Genomic DNA, 14,557 nt, shown 5'->3' with positions numbered 1-14,557 from the left:
CCCGGCCATCAGGGTTGCCTTCATGACTGACATCCTCGCATCCACCGAACCGCCGTCGCTCGTGCGCAGCGACATGAATCTCGTCTGGCTGGACATGGAAATGACCGGGCTCGAACCGGACACTGACCGCATCATCGAAATCGCGGTGGTGGTGACGAATTCGACGCTCGACCGGTTGGTCGAAGGCCCGGTGCTGGCGATTCATCAGAGCGACGAGACGCTCGCCAAAATGGATCAGTGGAACCAGAACACGCATGGCCGCTCGGGCCTGATCGATCGCGTGAAGGCGTCGACGGTGAGTGAAGCCGACGCCACAGAACAGATTCGCGACTTTCTCGCGCAATACGTGCCGCCGGGCAAATCGCCGATGTGCGGCAATTCGATCTGCCAGGACCGCCGCTTCATGGCGCGCTGGATGCCGGATCTGGAACGTTTCTTCCATTACCGCAATCTCGACGTCAGCACGCTGAAGGAACTGTGCCGCCGCTGGCAGCCGGCGATCTACAAGGGTTTCCAGAAACGCGCGATGCACACGGCGCTGGCCGATATCCACGAATCGATCGACGAACTGAAGTACTACCGCGAACACTTCCTGATTCCGGCGGCCTCGCAGGTCCCGGAAACGCCCGCCGCGGAATAACCAGTAAGCGGCCGTTTCAGTTTCAACCCTGCCGGGGCGCGCGCTGCGCGTTCTTCGGCCGGAACGCCTTCACCACGTCGGCGTTCGTTTCCACATACGGGCCGCCGATCAGGTCGATGCAATAGGGCACCGCGGCGAAAATGCCCGGCACCTTCACCGCGCCGCCCGCTTCGGCGTCACGCAAGCCTTCCAGCGTTTCCTTGATCGACTTCGGCTGGCCGGGCAGATTGATGATCAGCGCTGCGTGTGTTGCAGTTTCGCGGATGACCGCCACCTGGCGCGACAGAATCGCCGTCGGCACGAAATTCAGGCTGATCTGCCGCATCTGCTCGCCGAAACCCGGCATTTCCTTCGTCGCGACCGCCAGGGTCGCTTCTGGCGTGACGTCGCGGCGCGACGGGCCGGTGCCGCCGGTGGTCAGCACCAGATCGCAGTCCACTTCGTCGACCAGTTCGATCAGCGTGGCGGAGATCGTGGGCGCGTCATCCTGAATCAGGCGCGTGACCACTTGAAACGGCGAGGTCAGGGCGGCGCCGAGCCATTCCTGCAGCGCCGGAATGCCCTTGTCCTCGTAGACACCGGTGGACGCGCGGTCGCTGACCGACACGAGGCCGATCACGATTTCATCCGGATGTCCGCGCGTTGGCTTACGCGTCGCGGTCGTCATCGTCGTCTTCCAGGGCGTCTTCCGTTTCGGAATCGGTGCCGGCCGACGGGCCGTCGGCGTTCTTGATCCACTGGAACAGCTCGCGGAAGTAGCGCGGCGGCTTGCTTTGCTGCGCTTCCTTACGGGCGTTGCGGATCAGCGTGCGGCCCTGCTGCGGATCGGCGTTCGGGTGCTGGCGGATGAATTCGGTCAGCGCGGCGTCGTCGGCGAGCAGTTTCTCGCGGGTGCGCTCGATCCAGTGCAGCTTGGCAGTTTCCGCTTTGTTGACGCCGTTGTAGGTGTCGAGCGCGGTGCGCAGCGCGGCGGTTTCCTCGTCCAGCAGCGAGCGCATGACGCGCCCGACGTACTGCACCTGACGGCGCTTGCCTTCGTGGTCGGTGATGCGGCGCGCTTCGCGCACGGCGTCGTCGAGCTTTTCGGGCATCGGCATGCGCTTGAGCGCGTCTTTCGGCAGGGCGATCAGCGCCGAGCCCAGTTCCTGCAGCTCGTGCATTTCGCGCTTGAGCTGGGACTTGCTGGGACGGTCGTAGCCGTTCTCGTCGACTTCCGGCTCGGCGGATTCGATGGGTTGAATGCGGGTTTTGCGTGTCATACCGATATTGTAACGTGCCGCGCGCGCGGAACCCGCCGTGCTGCTAGCGCACAAGGCTTCGCGAGTGGGTTTTTGAGGATCGCGGCAAACGCGGCGGGCCGGTAGAAAGTCGGGACAACGGCACGACCGCACCGCGACCGCAGCGGGACCGCAGCGGGACAACACCGGGACAACACCGGGACAACACCGGGACAACACCGGGACAACACCGGGACAACACCGGGAGAGCGCCGGGACAGCGCCGGGACAGCGCCGAGGCAAAGTCAGGCTCAGCGAATGCCAGGTACAGCTTCGCGTACCTTGCTATGATCGCGGGATGCGTGCCAACGCAAAAGAGCATGCAAGTGAGCACGCAAATGGCGCGCGTAAAGCGCGTACGCAAGTGCGTGGCATGGGCGAACACACAGGGCCGCTCGGCCCCGAACAGGACGGCAACGACAATGGCAGCAGACATGGACGTCAAGCAGCGCTTTTTTCCGCATACCCAGGATGAACTGAAGGAAATCGCCTCGGACATCCTTCGTCACGCGAAGTCGCTCGGCGGTACCGACGCGGCGACCGAGATCTCCGAAGGCGACGGCCTGTCCGTCTCCGTGCGGCGCGGCGAAGTCGAGACGATCGAACACAACCGCGACAAGATGGTCGGCGTGACGGTGTTCATCGGCAACAAGCGCGGCAACGCAAGCACCTCGGACTTTTCGTCGCAAGCTTTGAAAGACACGGTGGCGGCCGCGTACAACATCGCCCGCTTCACGGCTGAAGACGACTGCGCGGGTCTCGCCGAAGCAGAATTGCTCGAAACCGCCCCGCGCGATCTCGATCTGTATCACCCGTGGAATCTTTCCGCGGACGAAGCGGTGGAAATCGCCCGCCGCTCGGAAGACGCCGCTTTCGCAACCGATCCGCAGATCAAGAACTCGGAAGGCGCGAGCGTCTCGGCGCAGCACTCGCAGTTCGTGCTGGCCACCTCGCGCGGCTTCCTCGCCGGCTATCCGTACTCGCGCCACTACATCGCGTGCGCGCCGATCGCCGGCAGCGGCCGCAACATGCAGCGCGACGACTGGTACACGTCGACCCGCAGCGCCGCAGACCTCGCCGATCCGGAAGCGGTGGGCCGTTACGCGGCGCAACGTGCGCTGTCGCGCATCGGCGCGCGCGGGCTCGACACGCGCAAGGTGCCGGTGCTGTTCGAAGCGCCGCTCGCCGCCGGCATTCTCGGCGCGTTCGTGCAGGCGACGAGCGGCGGCGCGCTGTACCGCAAGACCTCGTTCCTGGTCGACAGCCTCGGCAAGCCGGTGTTCGCGCCGCACATCCAGGTGGTCGAAGATCCGCACGTCGCGCGCGCGATGGGCAGCGCACCGTTCGACGAAGAAGGCGTGCGCACCAAACAGCGTTCGGTGGTGAAGGACGGTGTGGTGGAAGGCTACTTCCTGTCCACCTACTCGGCGCGCAAGCTCGGCATGCAGACCACCGGCAACGCCGGCGGCTCGCACAATCTGTCGCTGCGCAGCTCGAAGACACGTCCGGAAGACGACTTCGAGGAAATGCTGAAGAAGCTCGGCACAGGCCTGTTGCTGACGGAACTGATGGGGCAGGGCGTGAACTACGTGACGGGCGACTATTCGCGCGGCGCGTCGGGGTTCTGGGTCGAGAATGGCAAGATCCAGTACCCGGTCGAGGAAATCACGGTGGCGAGCACATTGCAGGAAATGTTCCGCCATATCGTCGCGATCGGCGCGGATACGATCACGCGCGGCACCAAGGAAACGGGCTCGGTGCTGATCGAGCGGATGACGATCGCCGGGCAATAAGCGGTTCTGCTTAACCGGCGGCGGCTTGCCTTAGTCCGGCCGTGCAGGAAGGCTGCAAACAAAAAACGCCACGCAGGCGATTGCGTGGCGTTTTTTTATGCCCGCGTTGCGGCGCGCGGCAAATGCTCGAGGCGCGAAGCTGGCCGTCTGAAGCCCGGGCGCAAACCGTAAAGTGTGAAGCGTCAGGCGCGGCGCAAAACCTCAAGCACCCTTACGCTTATAAGTCACAAACGCGTAATCGAAGTCATTCGGCGCGTCCGCGCGATGCGTTTCGTGCGCGACTTCTTCCCATTCGCTTTCATCAAGTTCGGGGAAGGTGGCGTCGCCTTCGAAGTCGGCGGAAATCTCGGTGATGATCAGCTTGTCCGCCTGACGCAAACCTTCCGCATACAGCTGCGCGCCGCCGATCAGAAACGCCTCCGGCGCCTGGTCCTGGGCGGCGAGCTTCAGCGCGTCCTCGAGGGTGGTGGCCGCGTCGCAGCCCTGAAAGCGCCGCGTGGCATCCCGTGTCACGACAATGTTGCGGCGCCCCGGCAACGGCCGGCCGATCGATTCATGCGTCTTGCGGCCCATGATGATGGGCGCGCCCATCGTGGTGCGCTTGAAGAACGCGAGGTCTTCGGGAAGTCGCCAGGGCAACTGGTTGTCGCGGCCGATCACGCCGTTATTGGCGCGAGCGACGATCAGGGTGAGCGTCGTCATCGAATGGAAAGGGGAACGTAACCAGGATGATTCTACCTGAGGCGCAGGAAGGCGCCGCTATGTCAGCCGACGCTCCCCGCCAGGCAACCCTGGGCAGGCAACCGTGGCTAAGCGCCCCGGCCAGGCGCCCCCGGCTAGGCGCCCCCGTCACTTGTGCGAAGGCTCTCCGGCGGCGAACGCTTCAAGCGACGCTTTCTCGTCGGCCGCGCTCAGATCCCGCAACCCGTGCTGACCCATCAGCCGGTATAGCGTGACGCGCGAAATATTCAGATCGGTCGCCGCCTCGTTCAGCCGGTGGCGATGCCGCAGCAGCGCCGCTTCGATTGCGCGCTTCTCGGCGGCTTCGCGCGCTTGCGCGAGGCTCATGGTCTGTTGCTCGGTGAACTGCGCGAGGTCGAGGTCGTCGGCGGAAATCAGCTTGTTCTCCGCCATCACGATCGCGCGGCGCACCCGGTTGATCAGCTCGCGCACATTGCCGGGCCAGTTGTAGTTGTACATCGCCTCGATCGCCGACGGCGCAAAGCCGCGGATCTTGCGCGCACTGTCGGTCTTGAACTTGTGCATGATGTGATGCGCAAGAATCTCAATGTCCTTGCCGCGGGCGCGCAGCGGCGGCTCGTCGACACGCAGCACGCACAACCGGTGGAACAGGTCGGCGCGGAACCGTCCGTCGCGCATCGCGAACTCGAGATCCACGTGGGTCGCCGAGATGATTCGCACATCCACCGGGATCGATTCGCGGCCGCCGAGCCGCTCGATCTTGCCTTCCTGCAAAAAGCGCAGCAGGCTTGCCTGGCTTTCCATCGGCAGGTCGCCGATTTCGTCGAGCAGCAAGGTGCCCCCGTCCGCGGCCTCGACCCGGCCGATCTTGCGCTGGTTCGCGCCGGTAAACGCGCCGCGTTCGTAACCGAATAGTTCGGACTGCAATAGATGGTGCGGAATGGCGCCGCAGTTGATGGCGACGAACGGCGCCTTGCGGCGCGGCGAGCGTTCGTGGATCGCCAGTGCGGTGAGTTCCTTGCCGGTGCCGGATTCACCCGAGATGAACACGCTGGCGTCGGTATTGGCGACTTTGCGGATGGTGCGGAAGAGTTGCTGCATCGCTTCGCAGGTACCGACCATTTCGTCGTCGGTGGCGGGCGCGGCAGGCGGGTTCTCATCGGCATCGCACAGGGTCACCATGCCGAATGCATGATTGGCGAGGTAGTCGATCGTGGCGTTGGCTACCGGCGTCTTGACGTAGTCGAAGCAGTAGTGGCGGATCAGGCGCCGCACGCCGGGGTCGGCGAGGCGGTCCGAAGTGGCGAGTGCAATCCAGCCGATCTGCTGTTGACGCAGGCTCGCTTCGAGGCCGCCAAGGTCGCGCAACGCAAAGCTGGCCAGGTCGACGATGCCGGCGCATATCACGTCAGGTTTGAGCAGGCGCGCGAGCTCATGCGCCGAGCGGGCGATCATCACGTGCCAGCCGCGGCTCTTCAGATGGGCGCTCAGCGTCTCATCCGGCGTGCGCGCGACATACAGCAGTGCCCGTTCGGTCCGCTCGTGCAGCAGGCCGCTCTCTTTCGCGGCGGTGGAGGGCGCGTGCAAGCGCTCTGCAGCGGCCTCCTGAGGATGCGCCAACGAGACTTCCGACGGGCGCCCCGCGAGGCCTTCCGTTGCTCGCGTCACAGGAACGTCCTGCGTTCGGGCAATCGACAGATGAGCGCCGGACGGCGGTGTAACGCTGCTCAGATGGGGCGATTCGCGCACGATCAACCTCGTATCGTTGACACGTCAAAAAGTGTAGGGAAAGCGCACGCCGATCACGAAGTTCGGCGTGTCGGGCGTGAGGCCGACAGACACCGAACCGTTGATCGTCAAGTGCTTGTTCACTACGTGATTCAAGCCGAAGGTCAGGGCGGCAGCGGTGGTCTCGCTGCCCGGCACCTTCGAATAGCTTCCGCCTGGCGCTTTGGTCTCGGACTCGGGTTCCAGCGCCATCGTGTACGAGATGCTGGCTGAGTCCTTGTCCGAGAACGCCAGTGCTGCGCCGCCGCCGAACTGCACGACGTCGCCGATCTTGACCGTCGCCGGTTCGGTCTGGCCGACGACCGACGAGATGTCCGAAAACGAGCGGGCAATGTTGTAGGTGTACGAGACGCTGCCGAACAGCACGACCGGATCGTAGGTCTTCAACACCGACAGGCCCGCCGTGATGTTCCAGAAGCCGGTGCCGGTGGGCAGCTTGGAGGGGGCGACGAGGTTGGTGTTGTCGGCGTCGACCTGCTGCAGCTTGATGCCGAACGGCGACGAACCGGTCGGCGCCTTGATGCGCAGACTGCCGACCATGTCCGGCAGATTGTTGGTTTCCTTCAGGAACTGGTAGTAGATCCCGAAGTTGACGTCGCCAATGTTGCTCGAATTTGCCGAGGCGTCCGAGACCGTATTCGCGGCCCCGCCGGCCCCGCCGACGATGAAGTTGCTGTGCCGGTAGATATAGGGCACGTCGACGTCGACGCTTATGCGGTCGGTCAGACCGTAACGCGTGTCGAGGTCGGCCATCACCTGGTGCGACTTGGTTTCGCCGAGGTTGATGTTGCCGAGGAAAATCGCATCGAGCGCGAGGAAGCCGGACAGTTGCAACTGGCGACGGTCGTAGTAGGTATCGTTGATACCCCAGTCGAGGGTCAGCTTGTGCTCGAACAGCGGCGTGTGCTGCTGGTTCTGCACCACCGCATCTTCCGATTGCGTGCGCACCGGTTGCGCGGCCTTCTGCGTCTGGCCGACCGCGCCGCTGCCGTCGGTTGCTGCCGGCAGGCCGCCCCCGCTGCTGTTTTCAGGTACCGGCGGATTGACCGGCACCCCAGTCGCTGTGCCCGTGCCGCTGCCCGGCGCGGGTGTGCCCGGATTCACCTGGGCCAGCGGCGGCAGCGGCACAGGCAGGCCGTCGGCGCCGGGCTGTTCGGCGATCGCGGCGCTGCCAGCCGGCTCGCCGTAACCCGGTGCGCCACGGCCGCGCTGCGACATTTCGAGGTTCGTGACCTGCCGCTCGAGCGAGACGATCTGCTTTTGCTGCTCGCTGACGACGCGCATGAGCGTGTTCAGCCGTTCTTCAACCGATTGATCGGAGAGCGCCTGCGCGCTGGCCCCTTGCGATAGCGCAAACAGCATGGCTGCGGCCGGAATGGCCGCGAGCGCCATGCGCGGCACACCGGTCCTTGCGAATCTGATCATTTTGTTCCGCCGGTATTCTGACTGCGCGTCGCATGTGTCCCTGGCAGCGCGCGGTCGCTTTTAGTGCTTGGTCTCCTTCCTGATCGGGTGGCGGCCCGTGTTATCTCCTTACGCTGTTTTGCAGGGCTTGTAGGACGCCAATCTGGCGCAGCATCGAGGCCGACATCGGCTGCATCTGCAAATGCAGTTGCAACTGATTGGCGACTTGCTGGTTATTGCCTGCAATCTGCAAGAGTTGGGCAATCGCGCCGGCCTGTTGCGTACTGGCCGGCGCGATGGTTTGGGTGGCGATACCGGCCGGCGTTTGCAACGCGATTGCAATGCCGCCGTGGGCGAGACTGACGGAGGCTTTCACGGAGCCGTTCGCATTGCTTGCGGCAGCCGCCGTTGCGTTGTTATAGGACCCTCCCGTCAGGCTGCCTGGCGAGGCATCGAAATCGATCAGCGCCTGATTGGTGCCGAGGTTGCCGTTGCCGGCCAGCTGGGCGATCTGCGAGACGCCGTTGACGTTGACGTTCTGCCCGCCGCTCGCGCTGGCGTTGCGGTTGGCGCCGCTGCCCCATGATCCGTTTGGCCCGGTCACGGAGGCCGATGAATTGAATTGGACGCTCGGCTGGTTGGGCGTGTTTGTACCGATGGCGAGCGCGCCCGAGGCGACAGCGGTGGCGCCGTTCGGCAACTGCCATTGCGACAGCAGGGTGACGACGACGCCCGAAATGATGTCCCCGGCAATACCTTTGCCGGTCTGTTTGGCGAGGACGGCATCGTCGACGGGTTGCAGCTTGAGGGCGCTGACGTCTTCAAACACAGTCGGCGTCTGCTCGGCAGCATGCGCGACTGAAGCAAGGCCACACGTTGTGAAACACAACGCACAGCCAATAATGAGGAAGTTTCGGTCCATGATGAGTCAGAACAACTCTGCCTTGATCAAACCGTATTCAACAAAGGGAGTCGCTGCCGTACCGTTTTCCAGCGCACGTTCGCGCAGCTTTAGCGCGAGCGACTCGTTGCCTTGCAACAGCGGAGAATCCTCCATAAATGGCTTGCCGACGACCGCGAATACGAGGCCGTTCCATTTCTTGACGAAGTCGTCTTCCATGACGATGCGGTTGCCGAGCGCTGGGTCGGCAATGAAGATGCGGCCGTCTTCCGCGTGCTTGACGATCACGAAGTGCTCGTAGCCGTCGCTGTTCATCAGCACGAGTACAGGAATCTGCAGGTGATAGAGCGCTTCGGAGGTGACGCGGAAACCACGGCCGCGCAGGCCGATCGTTTCGACGAACTTCTTCATGTCGAGCATCGAGAAGCCGTTCTTCACCACCACCTCTGGTGTCGAAAACACCATCATGCGTTGGATCATTTCGGTTTCGGGAATGTCGATGCCGTAGCCGTACTTCAGCAACGTGGCCAGAGCGGCCGAGCCGCAGCTATAGTCGTAACGCTGCGAAACGATGTGGTTGTAGCGTAGCTCGCGGATCGAACGCACGTTCACGTCGAACGGCACGCCCGCTGCAGCGTTCATCGAAAGGGCACTCTGCGCGTGACCCGTCTGCGATAGCACGAGTCCAGCAAAGAGTGCCAGAAAAAAGCCACGCGTTCCCCTGCTCACCCCGAACATGGTCTATCCCCCCCGGGCAGACAGCCGGTCAGCACGAAGGCTGACCGGTGTCTTCCTGCGATACCGCTTTAGTTACTGATGCGACACGCTGGCGACTGCAAGGCCGTTGTGTTGCAGGTTGCCTGCCCCCGACGCGATATTCACCCCGATGTTGCCGTTAGCATTGGCGAGCGCACCCATGCCGAGCATGGACGAGCCGGTGAACTGGCCACTGACGCCTGCGTCTGCGGTCTGGACGTTCTGGTCGCTGGCAATGACTTCGCCACCTTGCGTGCTGCTGCCCCTGTCATGCTCCCAGCCCATACCGCTGCTGCTACTGGCGCTGTCAGTCGTAGCCGATGCTGCCAGGCTGTTGTTTTGCACGTTGCCCACACCCGAGGCCACGTTCACGCCGATATTGCCCGTCGCATGTGCCAGGGCGCCTGCGCCGACGGAGGCAACGAAGTTGAAGTCTCCCACTTTCGCCGAGCCGCCCGACGATTGAGTCGAGAAGATCTGCGCGCTACCGAACACGGGGCCGACGTCCATGTTCGACAGGGCGGCATCATTGGACTGGGCGTTGTCTACGCCGCTGGCGATGTTGACGCCAATGTTGCCGTTCGCGGTATCCAGCGCTGTGTCGCCGATGCCGGCGGACATCGTCGTCGGTTTTTCGGTGTTGATGTGCTGGGTAATGGTGCCGGAGACATTCACCGAGCCTGCGCTGATGTTGTCATGCGCGCTCCAGCCCCATGCGTTGGCGTTCGCGGAGACCTGGCTACTCGTGTAGTGGCCGGAAGCGCTTTGTTCCGCAGCTTGTGCGAAGTAGCCGGACGAATGTTCTTGTCCCCATGCGGCCTGGTGGCCCGAAGACTGTTCGGCGAAGTAGCCGCCGTAGTTATTCGAGGAGTGCGTGTTCAGCGCAGCGGCGAAGCCTGCCGCTACCCCGCCGACGATCACGCCACGACCGCCGCCGATGCCGGCGATGAAGCCGGCTGCCAGCGTGCCGTTTGCGCTGTTGTGGGTGTTGACGTGGTTGCCGCCGGTATACGACCCTTCAAAGCCTTGCTTGAAGCCGCTGCTTTCGCCGAAGCTCTGGCCTTGTGCATAAGCTGCGGCCGACTGCTCTTGCGAGCCTTCGGCAAACGAGCCCGCGCTGTACGACGAGTGAACCGAGTAGTTCGAGCCGCTGCCGCTGCCGTTGAACCAGACTTTGGTCGCATCGGTGGTCGTGGTCACCTTGCCGCTGGTGTAACTCTGCGGCGGCGTTTTCATGTCGACGCCGCTGATGTTCACGGTTTGCGTGTTGTTGACCGTGGCGCCGGAATTGCTCGACACGTCCACCTTGCCGCGCAGCGTAATGAAGCCGAATTCGCCGATGTCGGTATAGATGTTCGTTGCCGTAAAGAGCTCAGCCGGGCCGCAGCCGGCCGTGCATCCGGCGTAAGCCGAACCTGCTGCCATCGTCGACAGGACAGCCGCTGCAATGAGAGTGCGCTTCATGATGACGCTCCGATAAAGAGTGTGGCTCGTTAGAAAAAGGTGCCCGCCGGGGGACGGAGCACAAAACTGTTTGAACTGACGTTACCTGAGCCGGCTGCCTGGTTGATCTGGACGATCCCACTGACGTTTTTGAGCGCGTCCGCACCGATGGACACCTCGCGTACGTCGTGGTTGTCGCCAGACCTTCCCAGACCCCCGCCTTTGGCGGTCGTAGCGGATAGCACCCCATCCGCTACGAGCTCCGCTCCAATCGGTCCAGAACCAATTACGGCGCTGTTCCGCTGAAGATTCCCTACACCCGCCGACTGATTCAGTTCGATAAGGCCAGAGGTGTTTGAAAATGCATCACTGCTGATCGTGCTTTTTGCGGCCATCGCCTTGGCGTTCGTGTCCGCGCTCTGCGAGCTTCCGATCAGATTGAGAGGGACTTGTCCGTTGGTGATCACGCCCTGGTTCGCTTGCGCGTTGTCGAGACCCGCTGCCTCGTTGATGGCAACGACACCCGTCGCGCCGGCGGCTACCCCGTTGCCGATCACCGACAGCGCGTCGACCAGCGCGGGTGGCGTTTGAGCGTGCGCCGTAAGGCTTGCACAGCCGAGCAATGCCCAGGCGAGCAGGGACCAGCGCGATGGCTTGCGTGACGGAAGGCGCCCGGCCGGTGCGCGTGAGGTAGTCATTTCATGGCTCCTAGAGCGGCACCCAAGGGGGCGAGGGCGCCATTGACCGACTGGGCGATCGAACTGCCGATTCCGCCGGCGCCACCGAAGCTGGCGCCGGTGCCGACCGGAACGGTATTGCCGTTGCCCGCAAGCATGTGCTGGATGCCGTTTGTGCCGCCCGGCGCCGGCATAAAGCCGTTGCCGGCGATGCCGGTGGTGCCGTGCGTGCTGTTCAGGTCGAGATCGCTCGCCATCGTGCCGAGCGCGCCATCGAAGGTCGCCTTCGGGAAGGTTTGGATCTGCACGGCAATCGGGTCCTGGCTCTGCGGCACCGGGACGAACGCATCGCGCGGCGTGATGTCGCGCTCGATGACGAGGTTGCCCGGCACGGTCAACTGCTGCGCGGCGGCACTTGCCGCGGAGCCGGCAGCGAGCACGCCGAACAGCACGGACAGCAGGGCTGCGCGGGGGCTGCGGGTATGCGGCATCTGGGTTGAGGCGTTCATGTCGGTTCCTTGCAGACAGACGATCGGCCGGTGCGGCTTATGGCGTCGAGCGGGCGTCTTTCCGCTAATTTCTCTGGTAGCTCGTAACGTTGCCCTGTGCGGAGCGGGCGACGTCGACGGGAACCGGCAATTGCGACGGCGGGGCGATTTCGTCCCACAGCGTCACGCCGTTGCCACCGTTGTTAAAGCCGCGCATCAGTTGCGGCGTTGCAGCGACCATCAACATGCCGCTGAAGCCGCCGCGCTGGCGGGACAACGCCTGATCGTCCAGTACGAAATCGTTCACGGAGGCGGGGTCGGCGGGAATGCTCAGCGCGTTGTCGGTCAGCTCGCTGCGGGACGCGGCGTTGGTGTCCGTGCTGGTCGATGGGTTGTTCACCGCAGCGGCGTTCGTCGTATCGGTGGCCGGCATGGCCGGCGTGTTCGGCGAGGCCACCGCTGCGAGCGTCGTGTTCGAGAGGGTGGCGGAACCGGCATCGGCGGTTTCGGTCATCGTGACGGATTGAGGCAGTGCGAATTCCTGCGCATTGGCGCCAACCGGCAGCACGAGCAAGGCCACCGAGGCGGCGCACAGTGCGGCGCAAGGTGCAATGCTGCTCAGGTCGATGCGGAAAACGAGTCGCATGATGTGTCTCCTTGATGCACGGCTTTTAGCGAAACGTGTGCCATGAGTCGCAATCCAGTGATGCGTCTGGATGTGACCTGCATACCTCGGAGTAACCACTGAAAAATCGGGTAAAAACGTTTCAGCGCTGAAACGGCAGGCAGAAAATACCTGTAATTCGTTAAATCTGATGTTATGAACCAGCTTGCGGTGAGCGCCAGTAAAGCGCTTCCACAATGCTTTTATTCGTAAGCTGAATAAATAGTGATCGCCCGCCTGGCCTTTCTGGGCAAGGAGCATTCGATTAAATTCGCATAATTGTTTTCCAAGTGGCGCGCGTATAGTAAGCTCTCGAAAACAGCTTCAGATTTAAAAAAGCCCGCTAACGGGCCGTCTCAAACACACACGCCGCTTTCTTGGGGATCAGCTGTCCGCACGGAATGGAATGGCCGTTCGGTTTTTGCTATTTCGCGAATCCCGAACGAGTCAGCGTGTCTGAACTTCGGTTTAGGTGCGTGCGTCATCCTTAACGTTCGTTGACGAGAGGATCTGAATAATGGAACCCGCAACGCGGCAACTGATTTACGTTTCACGCGATCCAAGCGCGGAACTGAATACACGCTTTCATCAGCGCGGCTGGCATGTCGAAGTCGTGGGGGCGGCGCGCGACGTGCGCCGTGCTGTTCGCGCCGGAATGGCGGCGGGCGGCTTGCTCGATCTGTCTAGCGAATTTCAGCCACACGAAATCGCCGCCTTCGAGTCCTGTCTGACCATCCCGAACGTCGGCTGGGTTGCGGCCACCACGCACGGACAATTGCAGGACGCGGCCTTGCGCCGGCTCGTGCGGGACTATTGTTTCGACTACGTAACGGTGCCTTACTCGGGCGACAGGATCGTCGATTCGGTCGGTCACGCATACGGGATGATCTCGCTCGGCGAGCCGGCATCGAACGATGGGTCGCAAGGTGCTGAAGGCGAAATGGTCGGTTCGTGCGACGCAATGCTTGCGCTGTTCCGTTCGATCCGTAAAGTGGCGATGACCGACGCGCCGGTGTTTATTTCGGGCGAATCGGGCACCGGCAAGGAGTTGACCGCGGTCGCGATCCACGAACGCTCGGCGCGCCGCAATGCGCCTTTTGTGCCGATCAACTGCGGCGCGATTCCGCCGCATCTATTGCAATCCGAACTATTTGGCTATGAGCGCGGCGCGTTCACCGGCGCCAATCAACGCAAGATCGGCCGCGTGGAAGCGGCCAACGGCGGCACGCTGTTTCTCGACGAAATCGGCGATCTGCCGCTCGAAAGCCAGGCGAGCCTCTTGCGCTTCCTGCAGGAACGTAAAGTGGAGCGGCTGGGCGGCCACGGTTCGATCGACGTCGACGTGCGCATCATCTCGGCGACGCACGTGGATATGACAGCCGCGATGATCGAAGGACGGTTCCGCTCCGACCTGTATCACCGCCTGTGCGTGCTGCAAATCGACGAACCGCCGTTGCGTGCGCGTGGTAAGGATATCGAACTGCTTGCGCGGCACATGCTGGAACGTTTCAAGAAAGATGCTAGCCGCCGTTTGCGCGGCTTCGCGCCCGACGCCATCGCGGCGCTGCATAACTACGGCTGGCCAGGCAACGTGCGCGAGTTGATCAATCGCGTGCGGCGCGCCATCGTGATGTCGGAAGGGCGCGCGATCTCGGCGCGCGATCTCGAGTTGGCCGAATACGTGGAGATCGTGCCGGTGTCGCTCGCGCAGGCGCGCGAAGCGGCCGAACGTCAGGCAATCGAACTCGCGCTTCTGCGTCATCGCGGCCGTCTCGGCGACGCCGCGCAGGAACTCGGCATTTCGCGCGTGACGCTGTACCGGCTGCTGTGCTCGCATGGCATGCGCCATATGGAAGGCGAACCGCTTGCCACGCCGCACGGCGAGTTGCCGGTCTCGGTGCCGCACCTCTGACGGGCTTTCCCGCCGATATTTTCTCCGCCGCGCGTCCCGACCGGGCGCCGTCCGGCTGCGCTTGTTAAAATCGGGTTTTCTTCCGCTCAATCTCCGTGGCGCATATCCTGAC

Annotated in this window: 14 protein-coding genes; 3 read left to right on the top strand and 11 right to left on the bottom strand. The window is 63.2% G+C overall.

All coding sequences use genetic code 11. The features are described from left to right. The first annotated feature begins 22 nt into the window (after window positions 1-22). A complete protein-coding gene (orn, locus tag P3T22_RS09180) occupies window positions 23-640 on the top strand; it encodes an oligoribonuclease (RefSeq protein WP_063496890.1) in 618 nt (205 codons plus the stop codon). A gap of 22 nt (window positions 641-662) precedes the next feature. Here the strand turns inward: orn and mog are convergent, their stop codons facing one another. Together mog and yjgA are read right to left on the bottom strand one after the other, a co-directional pair. After that, the gene (gene mog, locus P3T22_RS09175; RefSeq protein WP_063496889.1) at window positions 663-1,307 is read right to left on the bottom strand and encodes a molybdopterin adenylyltransferase; all 645 of its coding nucleotides are present in this window, start codon (window positions 1,305-1,307) and stop codon (window positions 663-665) included. Beyond that, entirely contained in the window at window positions 1,288-1,899 is a 612-nt protein-coding gene (gene yjgA / locus P3T22_RS09170) for a ribosome biogenesis factor YjgA (RefSeq protein ID WP_063498038.1), read from the bottom strand. Before yjgA ends, mog begins: the two co-directional genes overlap by 20 nt. Window positions 1,900-2,339: 440 nt before the next feature. On the opposite strand from yjgA, the gene pmbA reads away from it, so the two are divergent. Continuing rightward, window positions 2,340-3,710 carry a metalloprotease PmbA gene (gene pmbA / locus P3T22_RS09165; RefSeq protein ID WP_063498037.1) on the top strand — a complete coding sequence of 457 codons (1,371 nt, stop codon included), beginning with the start codon at window positions 2,340-2,342 and terminating at the stop codon, window positions 3,708-3,710. 201 nt (window positions 3,711-3,911) lie between these two features. Here pmbA and P3T22_RS09160 read toward each other — a convergent pair whose 3' ends face one another. The 9 genes from P3T22_RS09160 to P3T22_RS09120 form a co-directional block, all read right to left on the bottom strand. Continuing rightward, on the bottom strand, window positions 3,912-4,412 hold the full coding sequence (locus P3T22_RS09160; protein WP_063496888.1) for a dihydrofolate reductase: 501 nt from the start codon (window positions 4,410-4,412) through the stop codon (window positions 3,912-3,914). Window positions 4,413-4,559: 147 nt separating this feature from the next. Beyond that, window positions 4,560-6,161, bottom strand: a complete 1,602-nt coding sequence (locus P3T22_RS09155) for a sigma-54 dependent transcriptional regulator (protein ID WP_063498036.1) — start codon at window positions 6,159-6,161, stop codon at window positions 4,560-4,562. Window positions 6,162-6,185: 24 nt separating this feature from the next. Then, entirely contained in the window at window positions 6,186-7,592 is a 1,407-nt protein-coding gene (locus tag P3T22_RS09150) for a hypothetical protein (protein WP_148662243.1), read from the bottom strand. Window positions 7,593-7,725: 133 nt separating this feature from the next. Then, window positions 7,726-8,526: a peptidase C39 gene (locus P3T22_RS09145; RefSeq protein ID WP_429324797.1), complete on the bottom strand. Its 801-nt coding sequence runs from the start codon at window positions 8,524-8,526 to the stop codon at window positions 7,726-7,728. Window positions 8,527-8,532: 6 nt separating this feature from the next. Continuing rightward, on the bottom strand, window positions 8,533-9,147 hold the full coding sequence (locus P3T22_RS09140) for a C39 family peptidase (protein WP_236720847.1): 615 nt from the start codon (window positions 9,145-9,147) through the stop codon (window positions 8,533-8,535). A gap of 168 nt (window positions 9,148-9,315) precedes the next feature. Further along, complete coding sequence (locus tag P3T22_RS09135) at window positions 9,316-10,725, bottom strand: hypothetical protein (protein WP_429324796.1); 1,410 nt, start codon at window positions 10,723-10,725, stop codon at window positions 9,316-9,318. Between the two features lie 29 nt (window positions 10,726-10,754). Next, a complete protein-coding gene (locus P3T22_RS09130; protein WP_063496883.1) occupies window positions 10,755-11,402 on the bottom strand; it encodes a hypothetical protein in 648 nt (215 codons plus the stop codon). Further along, entirely contained in the window at window positions 11,399-11,890 is a 492-nt protein-coding gene (locus P3T22_RS09125; protein WP_429324795.1) for a hypothetical protein, read from the bottom strand. Before P3T22_RS09125 ends, P3T22_RS09130 begins: the two co-directional genes overlap by 4 nt. 64 nt (window positions 11,891-11,954) lie before the next feature. Continuing rightward, window positions 11,955-12,515: a hypothetical protein gene (locus tag P3T22_RS09120; protein ID WP_429324794.1), complete on the bottom strand. Its 561-nt coding sequence runs from the start codon at window positions 12,513-12,515 to the stop codon at window positions 11,955-11,957. Between the two features lie 535 nt (window positions 12,516-13,050). On the opposite strand from P3T22_RS09120, the gene P3T22_RS09115 reads away from it, so the two are divergent. Next, window positions 13,051-14,445 carry a sigma 54-interacting transcriptional regulator gene (locus P3T22_RS09115; RefSeq protein WP_429324793.1) on the top strand — a complete coding sequence of 465 codons (1,395 nt, stop codon included), beginning with the start codon at window positions 13,051-13,053 and terminating at the stop codon, window positions 14,443-14,445. The last annotated feature ends 112 nt before the right edge of the window (window positions 14,446-14,557 follow it).

Origin of the sequence: Paraburkholderia sp. GAS348, assembly GCF_050434205.1 — a bacterium.
Taxonomy (GTDB): Bacteria; Pseudomonadota; Gammaproteobacteria; order Burkholderiales; family Burkholderiaceae; genus Paraburkholderia.
This window is presented reverse-complemented; position numbering and strand designations above follow the sequence as displayed.